General features: G+C 63.9%; 15 protein-coding genes. 11 read left to right on the forward strand and 4 right to left on the reverse strand.

What is annotated here, in order from left to right; genetic code table 11:
* Positions 1-36 precede the first annotated feature (36 nt).
* The 3 genes from BXE_RS01310 to BXE_RS01320 are packed head-to-tail and all read left to right on the forward strand — an operon-like array spanning position 37 to position 4743.
* On the forward strand, positions 37-1317 hold the full coding sequence (locus BXE_RS01310) for a dicarboxylate/amino acid:cation symporter (protein ID WP_011486643.1): 1281 nt from the start codon (positions 37-39) through the stop codon (positions 1315-1317).
* 55 nt (positions 1318-1372) lie between these two features.
* Positions 1373-3373: a sensor histidine kinase gene (locus BXE_RS01315; RefSeq protein ID WP_011486644.1), complete on the forward strand. Its 2001-nt coding sequence runs from the start codon at positions 1373-1375 to the stop codon at positions 3371-3373.
* 17 nt (positions 3374-3390) lie between these two features.
* A complete protein-coding gene (locus tag BXE_RS01320) occupies positions 3391-4743 on the forward strand; it encodes a sigma-54-dependent transcriptional regulator (protein ID WP_011486645.1) in 1353 nt (450 codons plus the stop codon).
* 111 nt (positions 4744-4854) lie between these two features.
* Here BXE_RS01320 and BXE_RS01325 read toward each other — a convergent pair whose 3' ends face one another.
* Entirely contained in the window at positions 4855-5385 is a 531-nt protein-coding gene (locus tag BXE_RS01325; protein ID WP_011486646.1) for a TlpA disulfide reductase family protein, read from the reverse strand.
* A gap of 262 nt (positions 5386-5647) precedes the next feature.
* Between BXE_RS01325 and BXE_RS01330 the strand changes: the two genes are divergently transcribed.
* Positions 5648-6256, forward strand: coding sequence for a hypothetical protein (locus tag BXE_RS01330; protein WP_011486647.1), 609 nt, complete (start codon positions 5648-5650; stop codon positions 6254-6256).
* A gap of 342 nt (positions 6257-6598) precedes the next feature.
* Here the strand turns inward: BXE_RS01330 and BXE_RS01335 are convergent, their stop codons facing one another.
* Positions 6599-8188, reverse strand: coding sequence for a YifB family Mg chelatase-like AAA ATPase (locus BXE_RS01335; RefSeq protein ID WP_011486648.1), 1590 nt, complete (start codon positions 8186-8188; stop codon positions 6599-6601).
* A gap of 119 nt (positions 8189-8307) precedes the next feature.
* Positions 8308-8562 carry an accessory factor UbiK family protein gene (locus tag BXE_RS01340; protein ID WP_011486649.1) on the reverse strand — a complete coding sequence of 85 codons (255 nt, stop codon included), beginning with the start codon at positions 8560-8562 and terminating at the stop codon, positions 8308-8310.
* A 411-nt stretch (positions 8563-8973) separates the two neighbouring features.
* Between BXE_RS01340 and BXE_RS01345 the strand changes: the two genes are divergently transcribed.
* The 7 genes from BXE_RS01345 to ptsP all read left to right on the forward strand — a co-directional run bounded on the left by BXE_RS01345 (position 8974) and on the right by ptsP (position 16676).
* The gene (locus BXE_RS01345; RefSeq protein WP_006048089.1) at positions 8974-9312 is read left to right on the forward strand and encodes a P-II family nitrogen regulator; all 339 of its coding nucleotides are present in this window, start codon (positions 8974-8976) and stop codon (positions 9310-9312) included.
* 44 nt (positions 9313-9356) lie between these two features.
* Positions 9357-10856 (forward strand): ammonium transporter, encoded by a 1500-nt coding sequence (locus tag BXE_RS01350; protein WP_011486650.1) that lies wholly within the window; start codon positions 9357-9359, stop codon positions 10854-10856.
* Positions 10857-11094: 238 nt separating this feature from the next.
* On the forward strand, positions 11095-12384 hold the full coding sequence (gene gshA / locus BXE_RS01355; protein ID WP_011486651.1) for a glutamate--cysteine ligase: 1290 nt from the start codon (positions 11095-11097) through the stop codon (positions 12382-12384).
* 102 nt (positions 12385-12486) lie between these two features.
* A complete protein-coding gene (gene gshB / locus BXE_RS01360; RefSeq protein WP_011486652.1) occupies positions 12487-13443 on the forward strand; it encodes a glutathione synthase in 957 nt (318 codons plus the stop codon).
* A 352-nt stretch (positions 13444-13795) separates the two neighbouring features.
* Positions 13796-14326, forward strand: a complete 531-nt coding sequence (locus BXE_RS01370) for a PTS sugar transporter subunit IIA (RefSeq protein ID WP_038457037.1) — start codon at positions 13796-13798, stop codon at positions 14324-14326.
* A gap of 100 nt (positions 14327-14426) precedes the next feature.
* A complete protein-coding gene (locus BXE_RS01375; RefSeq protein ID WP_007179472.1) occupies positions 14427-14696 on the forward strand; it encodes an HPr family phosphocarrier protein in 270 nt (89 codons plus the stop codon).
* Between the two features lie 231 nt (positions 14697-14927).
* Positions 14928-16676: a phosphoenolpyruvate--protein phosphotransferase gene (gene ptsP / locus BXE_RS01380; RefSeq protein ID WP_038457035.1), complete on the forward strand. Its 1749-nt coding sequence runs from the start codon at positions 14928-14930 to the stop codon at positions 16674-16676.
* 94 nt (positions 16677-16770) lie between these two features.
* On the opposite strand, the gene BXE_RS01385 is transcribed toward ptsP, so the two are convergent.
* On the reverse strand, positions 16771-17529 hold the full coding sequence (locus tag BXE_RS01385; protein WP_011486655.1) for a HesA/MoeB/ThiF family protein: 759 nt from the start codon (positions 17527-17529) through the stop codon (positions 16771-16773).
* Between the last annotated feature and the right edge of the window lie 173 nt (positions 17530-17702).

Genomic DNA, 17702 nt, shown 5'->3' on the forward strand with positions numbered 1-17702 from the left:
CAGGCCATTGAGCTCATCCACATCGCAGGAACCATCGTGAAGAAACCTATCCACAAAGTGCTGTACGTCCAGGTGATCGTGGCGATCATCATCGGTATCGGGCTCGGGCATTTCTACCCGGATCTCGCCGTCGACATGAAGCCGCTCGGCGACGGCTTCATCAAGCTGATCAAGATGGTGATCGGGCCGATCATTTTCTGTACAGTGGTGACAGGTATTGCCGGCATGGAGGATATGAAGAAAGTCGGCCGGGTGGGCGGCAAGGCGCTGCTGTATTTCGAAATCGTCTCGACCTTCGCACTGGTGCTCGGCCTTATCGCCACGCATGTACTGAAGCCGGGCGTCGGCTTCAACATCGATCCGGCCACGCTCGACGGCAAGGCCGTCGCCTCGTACGCCGCGAAAGCGCACGGGCAGACCACGGTCGACTTCCTGATGCACATCATTCCGGATACGCTCGTCTCGGCGTTCGCGCAGGGCGAGATCCTGCAGATCCTGCTGATCGCGCTGCTGTTCGGCGCGGTGCTCGCCACGGCCGGTGAGAAGGGCAAGGTCGTGACGGGCTTTATCGACGGGCTCTCGCATGTGCTGTTCGGCATCGTGCGCATCATCACCAAGCTGGCGCCGATCGGCGCGTTCGGTGCGATGGCCTTCACGATCGGCAAGTACGGTATCGGCTCGCTGTTGCCGATGCTCAAGCTGATCGGCACGTTCTATCTGACCTCGGTCGTGTTCGTGGTGGTGGTGCTCGGCATCATCGCGCGTGCGGTGGGCTTCAACATCCTGCGCTTCGTTGCGTACATCAAGGAAGAGATGCTGATCGTGCTCGGCACGAGCTCGTCCGAAGCGGCGCTCCCGCAACTGATGCTGAAGCTCGAACGGCTCGGCTGCTCGCGTTCGGTGGTGGGCCTCGTGGTGCCGACCGGTTACTCGTTCAATCTCGACGGCACCAACATCTATATGACGATGGCCGTGCTGTTCATCGCGCAGGCGACCAACACCGACCTGACATGGACGCAGCAGCTCACGCTGCTCGCGGTCACCATGCTGACCTCGAAGGGCGCGAGCGGCGTGACGGGCGCGGGCTTCATCACGCTGGCGGCGACGCTTGCCGTGGTGCCGACCATTCCGCTGTCGGGCATGGTGCTGATTCTGGGTATCGACCGCTTCATGAGCGAATGCCGCGCGCTGACCAACATTGTCGGCAACGGTGTGGCGACGGTGGTCGTGTCGGCGTGGGAAAAGGAACTGGACCGCAGCAAGCTGAACGCCGCCTTGCGCGGCGACGTGGCGATCAAAGAGCCGGCCGGCGTTTAAACGGCGCATCGGCAACCCGCTCCAGCGCAACCCCGACGGCCGCGGATACCAGCGTATGAAACCGGTGTCCGCGCGCCGAACCTCCGTGCCGTCGGCCGACGAAGCTTGCGCCGACGGCACGTCGCCTTATGCCACAATAAACGATCCTCACCGATCGGATATTGCCAACGTGACGCGCCGCCTGCTGATCCTCTTCGCGCTCGTCGCCGGGCTCGTGGCAGCGTGCGGGCTCACGTACAGCATCGCGTGGCAAAGCGGCATCGACCATTTGCGGCGCAACGCCGCGGTGCGAGTCGACCGTACCACGAGCGCGCTGAAGAGCACGCTCGAACGCTACGAATCGCTGCCTTATCTGCTGGCGGAACACCCTATCGTGCAGGACGTGCTGGTCGATCCCAGTGCGGCCAATGTCGCGCGCGCCAATCTTTATCTCGAAGACCTGAACCGCCACGCGCGCGCCACCGTCACGTACATCATTCCGCTCGACGGCTTTTGCGTTGCGGCGAGCAACTGGCGCGGGCCGGGCAGCTTCATCGGTGCCGGCTACCAGTTCCGGCCGTATTTTCTCGACGCGGTCAAAGGCGGCGTGGGCCGCTTCTTCGGCATTGGTACGATTTCGCAGGCGCCGGGCTACTACATCTCGCAGCCGGTGCGGCGCGACGGCAGGATTGTCGGCGTGGCGGTCGTCAAACTCGATCTCGAATGGTTTCAGGGCGCGGATGCGTCCGAGCCGCTCGTCGTGACCGACGACCACGGCGTGATTTTTCTGTCGTCGATACCGGCGTGGAAATACCACACGATCCGGCCGCTGTCGGGGCCGGTCGCCGATTCCATCTACCAGGCGCGTCAATACGCGCAGCAGCCGATTCCGCCGCTGCCGGTGTCGATCGAACGCACGCTCGAAGGCAACGCGCAGATCGTGCGCATTGGCGGCGGCCGCTATGCGCCACGCTATCTCGCGTCGCGGCGCGGCATGGGTGAGCCGGACTGGCATCTGATCACCATGTCGCCCGTCGATCCGGTCGACGCCGACGCGCGCAAGGCGACCATCGTCACCGGGTTCGGCTACGTATCGCTGGTGTTGCTCGCGTTCTACTGGAGAATGCGCCGTGCTCGCGTACGCGAAGTAATGCGCAGCCGCGCGCTGCTGCAAAAGGCGTACGCCGAACTGAACCGGCGCGTCGCCGAGCGCACCGCGGATCTCTCGCAGGCGAACGAACAGTTGCAGAAAGAAGTGGCCGAACGCACGCGCGCCGAACAGGAGTTGCGCGCCGCGCATGATGAACTGATCCAGGCGAGCAAGCTCGCCGCGCTCGGTCAGATGGCGGCCGGCATTACGCATGAACTGAATCAGCCGCTCGCCGCGTTGCGCGGTTTCTCGGACAACACACGCGTGCTGCTCGAACGCGGCGACCAGGTGTCGGCGCGCGAAAATCTCGAAGCGATCGCGGCGCTCACTGAGCGCATGGGCAAGATCACCAATCAGCTGAAACTGTTCGTCGGGCGGGCGCGGCCGCGCAGTGCGCGTGCGCCGATCGTGCGGGCGTTGCGTAACGTCGTCGCGCTGCTGCAAAAGCGCTTGCAGGGCGTCGAGGTCGAACTCGTCCTGTTCGATGCGCAAAGCGGCACGCGTGCGCCGCTGAGTCTCGCCGACGACCATCCCGAACTGGTCGCGCATTGCGACGATCTGCGCCTCGAACAGGTGCTGATCAACCTGCTCGGCAACGCGCTCGATGCGACTGCCGACATCAACTCGCCGCGCATTTCGATCGAGATCGAAGTCGCCGACGCGAACCTGTCGTTCGCCGTCAGCGACAACGGCCCCGGTATTGCCGACGACGTCCTGCCGCGCCTGTTCGAGCCGTTCTTCACCACCAAGGAAATGGGCCAGGGGCTGGGACTCGGGCTGGCGATATCGTCTTCGATCGCGCGCGATTGCGGCGGCTCGCTCGTGGCGCGCAACGCGCCGGGCGGCGGTGCATTATTCGTGTTGACGCTGCGCCGCGCGCGCGTGCAGACGAGCCACACACCGGACCCGCTGACAACGGGCTCCTGAATCACACGGAAAACGCCATGCTGAATCACGGCCTGCAAGTGCTGTATATCGAAGACGACGAACTGGTGCGGCGCGCCAGCGTGCAGAGTCTGCAACTGGCGGGCTTCGAGGTGATCGGCCATGCGTCGGTGGAATCGGCGGCGAAGACGATCGGCGCGGACTTCTCCGGCGTGATCGTCAGCGACATTCGCTTGCCGGGCGCAAGCGGCCTCGACCTGCTTGCGCAATGCCACGAGCGCGCGCCCGACGTGCCGGTGATTCTGGTGACGGGCCACGGCGACATTTCAATGGCCGTTCAGGCCATGCGCGACGGCGCGTACGACTTCATCGAGAAGCCGTTCGCGTCGGAACGTTTGATCGAAACCGTGCGGCGCGCGTTGGAGCGCCGCAAGCTGGTGCTGGAAAACCTCGCGTTGCGCCGTGAACTGGCGGAGCAGAGTTCGGTGGCGCCGCGGATCATCGGCAGGAGTCCGGCGATCGAACAGGTGCGGCGGTTGATTGCCAATATCGCGCCGACGGACGCCTCCGTGCTGATCAACGGCGACACCGGCGCGGGCAAGGAGCTGATCGCGCGCAGTCTGCATGAACTGTCGCCGCGGCGTGACAAGCCGTTTATCGCAGTGAACTGTGGCGCGCTGCCGGAGCCGATGTTCGAATCGGAAATGTTCGGCTACGAGCCGGGCGCATTCACCGGCGCGGCGAAACGGCGGATCGGCAAGCTCGAGCATGCGTCGGGCGGCACGCTGTTTCTGGACGAAATCGAGAGCATGCCGCTCGCACTACAGGTCAAGCTGCTGCGCGTGCTGCAGGACGGCGTGCTGGAACGGCTCGGCTCGAATCAGCCGATTCGGGTGAATTGCCGCGTGGTCGCCGCAGCCAAGGGCGACATGGCCGAGCACGTCGCGGACGGCTCGTTCCGGCGCGATCTGCTGTACCGGCTGAACGTGGTGACGATTGCGCTGCCGCCGCTCGGTGAGCGTCGCGAGGACATCGTGCCGCTTTTCGAACACTTCCTGCTGGACGCGGCGGTGCGTTATCAACGCCCGGCGCCGATCCTCACAGACCGTCAGCGCGCGGGCCTGATGCAGCGCGACTGGCCGGGCAACGTGCGGGAACTGCGCAACGCCGCTGACCGCTTCGTGCTCGGCGTCGCCGACGATCCCGTCATGTCTTTCGGCGACGACGGCGCGGCCGCGCAGCCTTTGAAAGAGCGCGTCGAACAATTCGAGCGGGCGGTGATCGCGGAGGCGTTGGAGCAGGCCGGCGGCGTGGTCGCCGTCGCGGCAGACAGGCTGCAACTCGGCAAGGCGACGCTCTACGAGAAGATCAAGCGATATCGCCTCGCGGCCAAAGGGGAAGGGGAGCGGTGAACAAATGAAAACGCCGGCGTTGGGACGTGACGCCGGCGTGTGCGTGAAGCGAGGGCCCTGGAACCAGATTGGAGCGAGCGGGCCGCGGGCCAGGCCGCGCGCCGCAACAGTTCAGGCCGGCTTCAGCGCCTTTTCCAGCAATTGGTCGAGTTCCGCGAATTGCGGCTCGCCGACGTAGCGCTTGAGAATCCTGCCGTCCTTGTCTACCAGGAACGTGGTAGGCGTGAGCTGGACGTTGCCGAACTGCCTGGCGGCCGAGCCGTCGTCCATTGCGACCTTGAACGGCAACTGGCGGGTCTGCGTGTAGTTGGTCACGTACATCGGCGCGTCGTAGTTCATCGCCACGGCGACGAATTCCAGACCCTGGTCCTTGAAGCGGTTATAGGTCTGAACCATCTGCGGCATTTCCTTCATGCAGGTATCGCAGCTCGTCGCCCAGAAGTTGACGAGGTAGACCTTGCCTTTCAGGTCGGCGGTCGAGACTTTCTGGCCGGACAGCAACGTGAAGGTCGCATCGGGCACGCGCTGCTGACCGGCAAACGCGAAATAACCGGCAACGGCGATCGCAATGGCCACGGCGGCGATGATGATGTAGCGAAGCGGATTCGCACGCCGGGCAGCGGTGGACGGAGTGGAGCTCATGAACGGAACCTCGAGAGTCGCGCGGAACGCGCGGGACAGTACGCCGGTTTGGGCTTTCGGCCCGGTGCTGGACAGCGTCGCTATTGTAGCCCCATTCCGGCGGCGCGGCAGGAGGCGGGCCGGGAGCGGATAATAGGGCTTTACGTTCTCGTCAGCCCGATCTTCTGTCCCCATGTTTCGAACTGTTTTTTGCCTTGATCGCCTTGGTTTCGTGAGTCGTTTCTTGAGTCGCTTCCTCGGCCCGATTCTGTTTCGCCATCCCATGACCGGCGGTTCCCCGAGCCCGGTTTCTGTCCGGTTTGCGCCCGGCGCCGTTTCCCGGCAGTCGAAGGCGCGTGCAGCAGTGAGCGCGCTGGCTTGCGCCCTGGCGTTAGGCGGCGCGCTGAGCGCATGCTCGCCGACCTTCGACTGGCGCACCATCATGAACAACGACAACGGCTACACCGTCGACCTGCCCGCGAAGCCGGGCAATGATCAGCGGGCCGTGCAGATATACGGCAAGCCGATGCAGATGGCGATGCAGACGGCTGAAGCCGGCGACGCCGTGTTCGCGGTCGGCACGGTGATGCTGCCGGACGACAGCGAAGCCACGCAGCGCGCCGCGCTCGACTTCCTGCGCACCGGCCTTGCCCGCAACGTAGGCGCTGCTCCGGAGGCCCGCGCGGTGCAGATCCCGCTTGCCGCCGGCGGTCAGGTGCTCGGCCTGGAAATGAAGCTGAGCGGCGAGGCCGGATCGCAGCACGAAGCACGCACGGTCTACGCCCGGCTCGTGGCGCACGGACGGCATGTCTATCAGGCGGCCATCATTTCACCCAAGCCAATGCAGCAGGAACAGGTCGACCAGTTTTTTTCGTCGTTCCAACTGTATTGAGACCGGTATTTTTGGCCGATTAGCGTGTAACCGCTTGCCGAAGAGTGGCGCTCCGCAGTGAAAGTTCCTTCGCAGCATCGCACGCTAATTCCCGGTTTACGTTGAAGTTTTTCCGTTACTCACAGAGCCTGTGGATAACTCTGTTGAGAACTCGGCCGAATCGGCCGGAGATGCCCATTCTATGGGCACTCTGTCAGATTCAGGCCGCTCGGCGGGTTAGAAAAAAGCCAGTCAAATCAATGCCTTTTAGATCCGGGCCGCGACGGACCTTTCAGATGTTTCAAAATTTGTCTGGAACGTAGACATGTGCATAAGTCAAGTCTTGACAGCAGATTTTTCGCCTTATACCGATCCAAAAGCCCGGCGATACTGGATCGCCTCAGCGATCTGCGCGGCGCTCGGCATGGGCGCGCCGGCGAGGTCGGCGATAGTGCGCGCCACCTTCAGAACCCGGTAATACGCGCGCGCCGACCAGCCGAAACGCTCTCCGGCTTCACGCAGCAATATTTCGCCCGCGGCGTCGGGCTGGCACATCTCGTCCACTTCCCGTCCTCCTAATTCCCGGTTGGTTTTGCCCTGACGGCTCAATTGACGCTCGCGAGCGCGGTTCACGCGCGCGGCAATGGCCGCGCTTGTCTCCCCAACGGCTGTCGAACGGGCCGACAGTTCCGCCGGCGTGAGTGCGGGAATCTCCAGCTGGATATCGATCCGGTCGAGTAGGGGCCCGGAAAGCTTGCGCAGGTAGCGTGCCGCGATCTCGGGTGTGCAGCGGCAGCGGCCTTGGGGATCGCCGCGCCAGCCGCATGGGCACGGATTCATGGCGGCGATCAGCTGGCACGCGGCCGGGAAATCCGCCTGCAGGGCGGCGCGTGAAATCGTGATGCGGCCGGCTTCGAGCGGTTCACGCAGCGTTTCGAGCACGGCCCGATCGAATTCGGGGAGCTCGTCGAGAAACAGAACGCCCAGATGCGCCAGCGTAATTTCACCGGGCTGCGGCGGATTGCGCCCGCCCACCAGCGCCGCGGCGCTCGACGAATGATGCGGGGCGCGAAACGGCCGCCGCCGCCACTGCGAAGGCGTGAAACCGGCCCGGCTGGCGGACAGGAGAGCGGCGGAGCTGAGCGCTTCGTCGTCGGTCATGGGCGGCAGGAGGCCGGGCAGGCGCGCGGCGAGCATCGATTTACCCGCACCGGGCGGCCCGACCAGCAACACGTGATGGCCGCCCGCCGCGGCGACTTCAAGTGCCCGCCGCGCGCCGCGCTGACCGATCACGTCGCCCATATCCGGATCGGCGGCGCTTGCGCAGTCGGCGAGTTCCGGCGCGGCAAGCGGATGGAGCCGCGCGTCGGGCGCATCCGCCAGGTGAGCGCATAGCGAAGGCAGATCGGCGGCGCCGTAGACGTCGACGCCGGGCACGAGCGCCGCTTCCGCCGCGCTCGCGGCGGGCAGGTAGAGCTGTGGCACAGGATGTGCAGCTGGCTCGCTGGCAGCGAGCTCGCCTGAAATTCCAGAAGCTGCGCCGCCGTGAGACACGCCGCCGCGTGCAGTTCCGCAGGCCATTGCGAAAGCACCGCGCATCGGCCTGAGCGCGCCGGTCAACGACAGCTCGCCCGCGAATTCGCGATGCAGCAAGGACTCGGCGGGAATCTGGCCGCTCGCCGCGAGAATGCCCAAAGCGATCGGCAGATCGAAGCGGCCGGATTCCTTCGGCAAATCGGCGGGTGCGAGATTGACGGTGATGCGCCGGACAGGGAAGTCGAAATTGCAGTTCTGCAATGCCGCGCGCACGCGCTCGCGGCTTTCGCGCACTTCCAGATCAGGCAGCCCGACAATCGAAAAAGAGGGTAATCCGTTCGCGAGGTGGACCTCGACGGTTACTTCGGGCGCGCGGCCAGCGGCCGGCGCGCGACTGCGCACCACGGCAAGCGACATGTTTTCTCCCGTCGGACGACGCGCCGCAGACGCGCGCAAGTCCCCTGAAACGCTGATGACGTCACGGCTCGCTTGCCTGTGATGTGCAGCACTGCGCGGCGAGTATGCCGCGAGAAGGATTAGGGCGTTTGCGTGACCGGCAGCTTCTGTTCGAGCTCGGCGACACGGCGTTCCAGTTCCTCCAGGCGCGCGCGCGTGCGCACCAGCACCTGGGTCTGCGTATCGAATTCCTCACGCGTGACCAGGTCGAGCCTGGAAAAACCCTGCGACAGCATGGCTTTCACGTTGCGCTCGACATCTTTGGCTGGCGAATTCTTGAACAGCTCGCTCATGCGGGCCTGAAAGTCGTTAAAAACATCGTTCGGTTGTTTCATGGTGTTCCCTCTGTTGCACAAAAAGTGTGCATGTTTCGTTACGTCTGTGCTTTGCCGCGCTGAATGGGCGCTGTTGGTGCATGTGCCGTGGTGCGCCCCTGGCGCATGAGCCCCTTTGGTGCGTGCCCGCGCGTTCAAAACCTTCGAACACTCTAGCAACGATCCATACGCCGCGCCAGCGTGCCCGCCCAGCGCTGGCCTTCCGGCCAGGGCCGCTTGCGCCCCTTTTGCGGCGCCTGCGGTGCGCAGTCTGACACAACATGGCATGCGAGTTGCTGTTACTGCCCCGCGCGCACTGCCGGCACCTTTTTCCGGCAGCGGAACGAGACCACGCGAACGGGTTACGGGTACGCAAACGAGAGTTACGCAACGGGTTACGCAAACGGGTTACGCAACTAAGCGAGGGATTTCATGAAACTCATTACCGCAATCATCAAGCCGTTCAAGCTCGATGAGGCGCGCGAAGCCTTGTCGGCCATCGGCGTCTCGGGCATCACGGTGACTGAAGTGAAAGGCTTCGGTCGTCAGAAGGGGCACACGGAGCTGTACCGCGGCGCCGAATACGTCGTCGATTTCCTGCCGAAGGTGAAGATCGAGGCGGCTGTCTCGGACGACATCGTCGACCAGGCGATCGAGGCGCTGGAACGCGCAGCGCGCACCGGCAAGATCGGCGACGGCAAGATCTTCGTCACGCCGATCGAGCAGGTGATCCGGATTCGCACCGGGGAGACCGGCGCGGACGCTCTGTAATACCAAAAGATAGCGACACAGATAGCGATAAGAGGAAACGAAAGATGCGCAAATTATTGATGTCCTTGCTGATGGCCGGTTCGCTGCTCGCGGGCGGTATCGGCGCTGCTCTCGCGGACGACGCGTCCGCTCCCGCAGCCGCCTCGGCTCCCGATGCGACGGCGAGCGCCCCGGCACCGGACGCTTCGGCGGCACCCGCTGCCGCCGCCGCTTCGGCACCCGCCGCCGATGCATCCGCCGCACCGGCTGCCAGCGCGGCCGCCGCACCTGCTGCATCGGACGCCGCGCCGGCCGCGCCGACCGCACCGTTCTCCGTCGATTCCTCGAAGATCAATTCCGGCGACACCGCCTGGATGCTGACTTCCACCGCCCTCGTGCTGTTCATGACGATCCCGGGTCTGGCACTGTTCTACGGCGGCATGGTCCGCAAGAAGAACGTGCTCGCGATCCTGATGCAAAGCTTCGCGATCACCTGCGTGGTGACGATCGTCTGGATCGTGATCGGCTACAGCCTTGCCTTCACGCCGGGCAGTTCGTTCATCGGCGGCTTCTCGCGCGTCTTCATGGCGGGCATGAGCTACATCAAGGGCGACAAGGCCACGACGCTGACCGTCAGCCATCTGGCCCCGACGATCCCGGAAACGGTCTATTGCGTCTATCAGATGACGTTCGCGATCATCACCCCGGCACTGATCACGGGCGCGTTTGCCGACCGTATGAAGTTCTCGGCGATGCTGGTGTTCATGACGCTGTGGTCGATCATCGTCTACTCGCCGATCGCACACATGGTCTGGGAACCGACCGGCTGGCTGGCTAGCGCGGGCATCCTCGACTTCGCGGGCGGCACGGTGGTGCACATCAACGCCGGTATTGCGGCGCTGGTCTGCGCGCTGGTCCTCGGCAAGCGTATCGGCTACGGCAAGGAAGCGATGGCGCCGCACAACCTGACGCTCACGCTGATCGGCGGCGCCATGCTGTGGGTGGGCTGGTTCGGCTTCAACGCGGGTTCGGCAGTGGCGGCTGACGGCCGTGCCGGTTTCGCGATGTTCGCAACCCAGGTGGCAACTGCCGCGGCAGCACTCGCCTGGATGTTCGCTGAATGGGCCGCCAAGGGTAAGCCGTCGGTGCTCGGTATCGTGTCGGGCGCAGTGGCAGGTCTGGTGGCGATCACGCCGGCTTCGGGCTTCGTCGGTACGCTCGGCTCGCTGGTGATCGGTATCGTGGCAGGCGTGGTCTGCTTCTGGTCGGCAACGTGGCTCAAGCACAAGCTCGGCTACGACGATTCGCTCGACGCGTTCGGCGTGCACTGCATCGGCGGTATCGTGGGTGCGCTCCTGACCGGCGTGTTCGCGGTCAAGGACATCGGCGGCGCGGACGGCAGCGTCATCCTGCAAGCCAAGGGCGTGCTGACGACGCTGATCTACAGCGGCGTGGTGAGCTACATCCTGCTGAAGATCATCGACATGGTGATGGGCATTCGCGTGACGGAAGAACAGGAACGCGAAGGTCTGGACGTGAGCCTGCACGGCGAACACGTCGAGTAAGCAACGTACCGCGCGAGCCCGCGCTCCCGGGCTCGCCGGATCAGAAATAAGCGCAGCGACTTTGGCCCGCCTTCATGGCGGGCTTTTTTCTTGCGCGCTATCTTGTAAACAGCAGTTTTCCCCGCCTATCATGGCGATAGCGAGAATGCATTCGCGTCCGCTTGCGAATGGAGAAACCGTCCCCAAATGGACAAAGCATTTGCTCTACAATCTTTTTTCTCCAGTCTGCGAGTGATCAATGGTTCCGCACCTAGTTACGGCGTTAAACGGCCCGCTGCTCGATCTTGAGCGGAAGATCCTCGACGCCACGCCCGCCATCGAACGCTGGTTCCGGCTCGAATGGCAGGAGCACACGCCGCCGTTCTACTGTTCCGTCGATCTGCGCAACGCGGGTTTCAAGCTCGCGCCGGTCGACACCAATCTGTTTCCCGGCGCATTCAACAATCTGCCGCAGGAAGTGCTGCCGCTCGCCGTGCAGGCCGCGATGGCCTCGATCGAGAAGATCTGCCCGGACGCCAAGAACCTGCTGGTGATTCCCGAGCGCCACACGCGCAACGCGTTTTATCTGGAAAACGTCGCCCGTCTGGCCGCGATCATGCGCCAGGCCGGCTTGAACGTGCGCTTCGGCACGCTCGACGAAACCATCAACGGGCCCGTCACGATCGCGCTCTCCGACGGCCAGAAACTCGTGCTCGAGCCGCTCGAGCGTTCGCCGCGGCGCCTTGGTCTGAAGAATTTCGACCCGTGCTCGATTCTGCTGAACAACGATCTGTCGGGCGGCATCCCGCCAGTGCTCGAAAATCTGCACGAGCAGTATCTGCTGCCGCCGCTGCATGCCGGCTGGGCCGTGCGCCGCAAATCCACGCATTTTTCCTGCTATGACGACGTCGCGAAGAAGTTCGCGAAGATGGTCGAGATCGATCCGTGGATGATCAATCCGTACTTCGCGCATGTGGAAGGCGTCGATTTCCAGGAACGCACCGGCGAAGAAGCGTTAGCGGATGCGATCGACGGCGTGCTGAAGAAGATCGCCAAGAAGTATCGCGAGTACGGCATCTCCGAGAAACCGTATGTCGTCATCAAGTCGGATGCGGGCACCTATGGCATGGGCGTGATGACCGTGCACGACGCGTCGGAAGTGGCCGCGCTCACCAAGCGCGAACGCGCCAAGATGGCGGCGACCAAAGACGGCCTGGAAGTGCACGACGTGATCGTGCAGGAAGGCGTGTACACCTTCGAGCGCATCGGCGAAGAAGTGGCCGAGCCGGTCGTGTACATGATCGACCGCTATGTGGTGGGCGGCTTCTACCGCGTGCACGGCAGCCGCGAACGCGATCAGAATCTGAACGCGCCGGGCATGCACTTCGTGCCGCTCGGCTTCGAGCACACGGCGCTGCCCGACGCGCACGCCAAGCCCGGCGCGGCGCCGCCGAACCGCTTCTACATGTACGGCGTGGTGGCGCGGCTCGGGCTGCTGGCCGCATCGGTCGAACTGGAAAAGACCGATCCGGAAGCGATCCAGGTTTAAGCCACCCTGGGTGGGCGATGGCGGCATGCGTGCCGCCATCGCCATTTCCAACGACTATATTTACGATCAATGCCAAGCCCATCAGGGCGCACCGGGACCTTCATGGACATTCTTTTCATCGCCGATCCGCTCACGCAATTCAAGATCTACAAAGACTCGACCTACGCGATGATGGCCGAGGCGGCGCGCCGGGCTCATGTGGTGTACACGTGCGAGCCGCAGCATCTTGCGTGGACGGGCGGCGAGGTGGAGGCGAACGTGCAGCGCGTGGAGATCGTCGGCGACGGTGCCGATCTGCAGCGCGACGTCTGGTACAGCGCCGAAGCGGCCGCGCCGCGTTCGCTCAGGAGTTTCAGCGCGGTGGTGATGCGCAAAGACCCGCCGTTCGACATGGAATACGTCACGTCGACATGGCTGCTGGAAATGGCGGAACGCGCCGGCGCGCGCATTTTTAACAAGCCGCAGGCGATTCGCGACCACTCCGAAAAGCTCGCCATCGGCGAATTCGCGCAGTTCGTCACGCCTACGCTCGTCACGCGCGACGCGACCCGCCTGCGCGCCTTTCACGAAGAACACGGCGACGTGATCCTGAAGCCGCTCGACGGCATGGGCGGCATGGGCGTGTTCCGCGTCAAGGCGGACGGCATGAACCTCGGTTCGATCATCGAAATGCTGAGCCACGACGGCACGCGTTCGGTGATGGCGCAGAAATTCATTCCCGAGATCAAGGAGGGCGACAAGCGCATTCTGCTGATCGGCGGCGAAGCCGTGCCGTATTCGCTCGCGCGTATTCCTCAGGGCAATGAAGTGCGCGGCAATCTCGCGGCCGGCGGCCTCGGCATGGCGCGTCCGCTGACGGAGCACGACCGCAAGATCGCCGCTACGCTGGCGCCGGTGCTGGCTGCGCGCGGTTTGCTGCTGGTCGGACTGGATGCGATCGGTGACTGGCTGACCGAAGTGAATGTGACGAGTCCGACATGTTTCCGCGAGATCATGGATCAAACCGGCTTCGACGTTGCCGCCATGTTCATCGACGCGCTGGAGCGCGCGGCGGGTTGATGATGCGGTCCGACGGGTGCTCTTGAATGGCCGCCATGATCCCCAAACTGTGTATTAAATCCGCATCAGGCGGCGCGGTGGCTTTGGCGTGAAAATGAGCCTGATACAATGCCGCTCTCGCGCGCCAGGCCGGATCGGTGGCATCTGCCGGGTGTCATCGGGATGCATGGCAGGCTGATCGCGGGCAGCGAGCGCGCGTTTTTTTGCTTGCGCGGGCACGCTCCCGCGCGCGGCGGATCGCTCGTCGCATCATGCGTTCCGGCCCTCATGGCCCACGGCCGGCCGAGGGTGCAGACGAACCGGGCCGGGTCCCGGTCCACGGTTGGGGCCGTTCTTTTGCAGTAAGGCTGACATGGCAGGCATTCTGATCATTGCGCACGCTCCGTTCGCCACCGCGTTGCGCGATTGCATTTCGCACATCTATGGTGGCTTGCCGGCTCGCATCGGCGTAATCGACGTATCGCCGGATTGCGACCCCGCACAGCAGGTCGCGTTCGCGCATGCCGAGGTCGAGCGTCTCAAGGAAGAAAACGGCGCACTTGTGCTCACCGATATGTTCGGCGCCACGCCGGCGAATATCGCCGGCCGGCTTGCTTCGGTGCCGAATGTGCGCGTGCTGTGTGGCGTCAACCTGCCGATGCTGGTGCGCGCGGTCTGTTATCGCGCCACACCGCTCGACACACTGGTCGACAAGGCGCTTGCGGGCGCCACCAAGGGCGTGCACGCAATCGGACCGGCCACGCCGGCGCCCGTCGCGCCCACTGCGGAGTCCGGCGACTGTCTGCCCGCACTGCCGCCCGACGCGGCATCCGGCGGCGACTGTTTACCGGCCTTGCCGGCCGACGCCGATCTGACGCAGAAAGCCGGTCCAGCCGGTCTGTAATCAGAGAGCCGCACGGCCGGCTGCCAGGTTTCAAACGCATTGCCACTGGTTTGCAGATTCACTTTTCACAACAACACTTACCCGCGCTTCGGACCATTACATGCTGCAACAGGAAACGACTATCGTGAACAAGCTGGGGCTGCACGCGCGCGCGTCGGCCAAGTTGACGCAACTCGCGGGCAACTATCAGGCGGAAATCTGGATGAGCCGTAACGGCCGCCGTATCAATGCGAAGAGCATCATGGGTGTGATGATGCTGGCCGCGGGTATTGGCAGCACGGTGCTCATCGAAACGGAAGGCGCGGACGAAAAAGAAGCAATGGACGCATTGCTGAAACTGATTGCGGATAAATTTGGCGAGGGTCAGTGAGCTAGCGCGTCCACGTTGCGATGAGCGCAAACGCCGCGGCTGTCCGCGGCGTTTTTTTTAGCGCGTGACAATGGGCAGACGAAAGCGTGCGAGGGCGCGCTTACGGCAATTCGTGCTGCGCTGCACACAGCCCCGGCGTATCTGCGAGGGGTGCGGAATTTATAATGGCGAAGAGTGTCTGAGAGCATTGCAGCGGTTTGCCGCGGCATTACACAACTAGAGGAGGTGCGCGTGTCCTTCACGCTGCATGGAATTCCCGTGTCACGCGGTATCGCCATCGGGCGGGCCTATCTGATCGCCCCGGCTGCACTTGACGTAGACCACTATCTGATTGAACCGGCCCAGATCGACGGCGAGGTCGAGCGCTTTCGCGCGGCCCAGCAACACGTGCATCGCGAGCTCGACGCGTTGCGCGCCGATCTCGCCGCAGACGCACCGAGCGAGATGGGCGCGTTCATCAACGTCCACTCAATGATCCTGAACGACGCGATGCTCGTGCAGGAAACCATCGACCTGATCCGCACGCGCCGCTACAACGTCGAGTGGGCGCTGACCGAACAGCTCGAGCGCCTGTCGCGCCATTTCGACGATATCGAAGACGAATACCTGCGCGAGCGCAAAGCCGATATCGAGCAGGTGGTGGAGCGCGTGCTGAAGGCGCTCGCCGGCGCGTCGGTCGCGCTGGTGGACGGCGTGCACGGCGCCTGCGACGAGATGATCGTGGTCGCGCACGACATCGCGCCGGCCGACATGATGCAATTCAAAACGCAAACGTTCCAGGGTTTCGTCACGGACCTCGGCGGCCGCACCTCGCATACAGCGATCGTCGCGCGCAGCCTGGGCATTCCGGCCGCGGTCGGCGTGCAGCATGCGAGCGCGTTGATTCGCCAGGACGACCTGATCATTGTCGACGGCGATCATGGCATCGTGATCGTCGATCCCGCGCCGATCGTGCTGGAGGAGTACTCGTACCGGCAGAGCGAGAAAGCGCTCGAACAGCGCAAGCTGCAGCGGTTGAAGTTTTCGCCCACCCAAACGCTGTGCGGCACGCGTATCGAGTTGTGCGCGAACATCGAGTTGCCGGAAGACGCGCGCGCGGCGCTCGAGGCGGGGGCGATGGGTGTCGGCCTGTTCCGCTCCGAGTTCCTGTTCATGAATCACAAGGACCGCTTGCCGGAAGAGGAAGAGCAATTCGCCGCCTACCGTCGCGCGGTCGAATTGATGAACGGCCTGCCGGTCACGATCCGCACGATCGACGTGGGCGCCGACAAGCCGCTCGATTCGATGGGCGGGGGCGACGGCTATGAAACCGCCGCGAACCCGGCCCTGGGTCTGAGAGCGATTCGCTGGAGTCTCTCCGAGCCGCAGATGTTCCTCACGCAGTTGCGCGCAATACTGCGCGCGTCGGCGTTCGGTACCGTGAAGATTCTGATTCCGATGCTCGCGCATGCGCAGGAGATCGACCAGACACTCGATCTGATCCGCGAAGCCAAGCGTCAGCTCGACGACGCGGGCATCGCCTACGATCCGAACGTGCAGGTGGGCGCGATGATCGAGATTCCGGCTGCCGCCATCGCATTGCCGCTGTTCCTGAAGCGGCTCGATTTTCTGTCGATCGGCACCAACGATCTGATCCAGTACACGCTGGCGATCGATCGCGCGGACAACGCGGTCGCGCATCTATATGACCCGCTGCATCCCGCGGTGCTGCATCTGATCGCGTTCACGCTGCGCGAGGCGAAGCGGGCGGGTGTGCCGGTGTCGGTGTGCGGCGAAATGGCCGGGGACCCGGCGTTGACGCGTCTGTTGCTCGGCATGGGTCTCACCGAGTTCTCGATGCATCCGAGCCAGCTGCTGGTGGTCAAGCAGGAAGTGCTGCGCGCGCATCTGAAGACGCTGGAAAAGCCGGTGGCCGATGTGCTGGCTTCGTTCGAACCGGAAGAAGTGCAGGCCGCACTGAAGCGGGTGACGCTGGCGTGAGTTGCCGGATTCACGTCTTCGAATGAGAAACGCCGCCTTATGGGCGGCATTTCTTTTTCAGCCTTGATTGCATCGACAGCCTCGATGCACGAAATCAGACCGCGTGTGTCTGCCCGCACACCGGGCAATCCGGCTGACGCGCGATGCGCATGGTGTTCCATTCCATGCGCAACGAATCGAGCATCATCAGGCGGCCAAGCAAAGGCGTGCCGATTCCGCCGATCACCTTGAGCGCTTCGGCGGCCTGCATCGAACCCACGATGCCGACTGTCGGCGCGAACACGCCCATAGTCGAACACGCGACTTCCTCGAAGGGCTGGTCTTCGGGAAACACGCATGCATAGCAGGGCGACGCTTCGTCGCGGAAATCGAAGGTGCTGATCTGGCCGTCAAAGCGCAACGCCGCACCCGATACGAGCGGCACGCCGTGCTTCACGCACGCGCGGTTGATCGCGTGGCGCGTCGCGAAGTTATCGGTGCAGTCGAGCACGACCGTGGCATGCGGGACTTGCGCGTCGAGCCACGCGTCGTCGACGCGCTCGGCCACTGCGTTCACCACGACCTCGGGATTGATCCGCGCGATCGCGTCCCGCCCGGACTCCACCTTCTTGCGCCCGACAGATGCGGTCACATGCAGGATCTGCCGTTGCAGATTGGTCAGATCGACCGTATCGGCATCGACCAGCGTCAGGCGGCCGACGCCCGCTGCGGCGAGGTACATCGCAGCGGGTGAACCCAGACCGCCCGCACCGACGATGATCGCGTGCGCGTCGATAAAACGCTGCTGCGCCTCGATGCCGATTTCGTCGACGAGGATATGGCGGGAATAGCGAAGGAGTTGATCGTCGTTCATGGCGGGGCGCGTGAGTGTGTCGCGCGATGAGATGCAGGTCCGATGGGCCTGCCGTGCGCGGTTTCGTTATTTTAATCGCGCGGGGGAGCGGGTGTTCCTGCTGGTGCCGGCTATTGCAGCCGGCTAATGCCGTTGGCTATTGCAGCCGTGCCTTCGCAGCATGTTCCGCTGCG

The sequence above is a fragment of the Paraburkholderia xenovorans LB400 genome, from assembly GCF_000013645.1.
Classification (GTDB): Bacteria; Pseudomonadota; Gammaproteobacteria; order Burkholderiales; family Burkholderiaceae; genus Paraburkholderia; species Paraburkholderia xenovorans.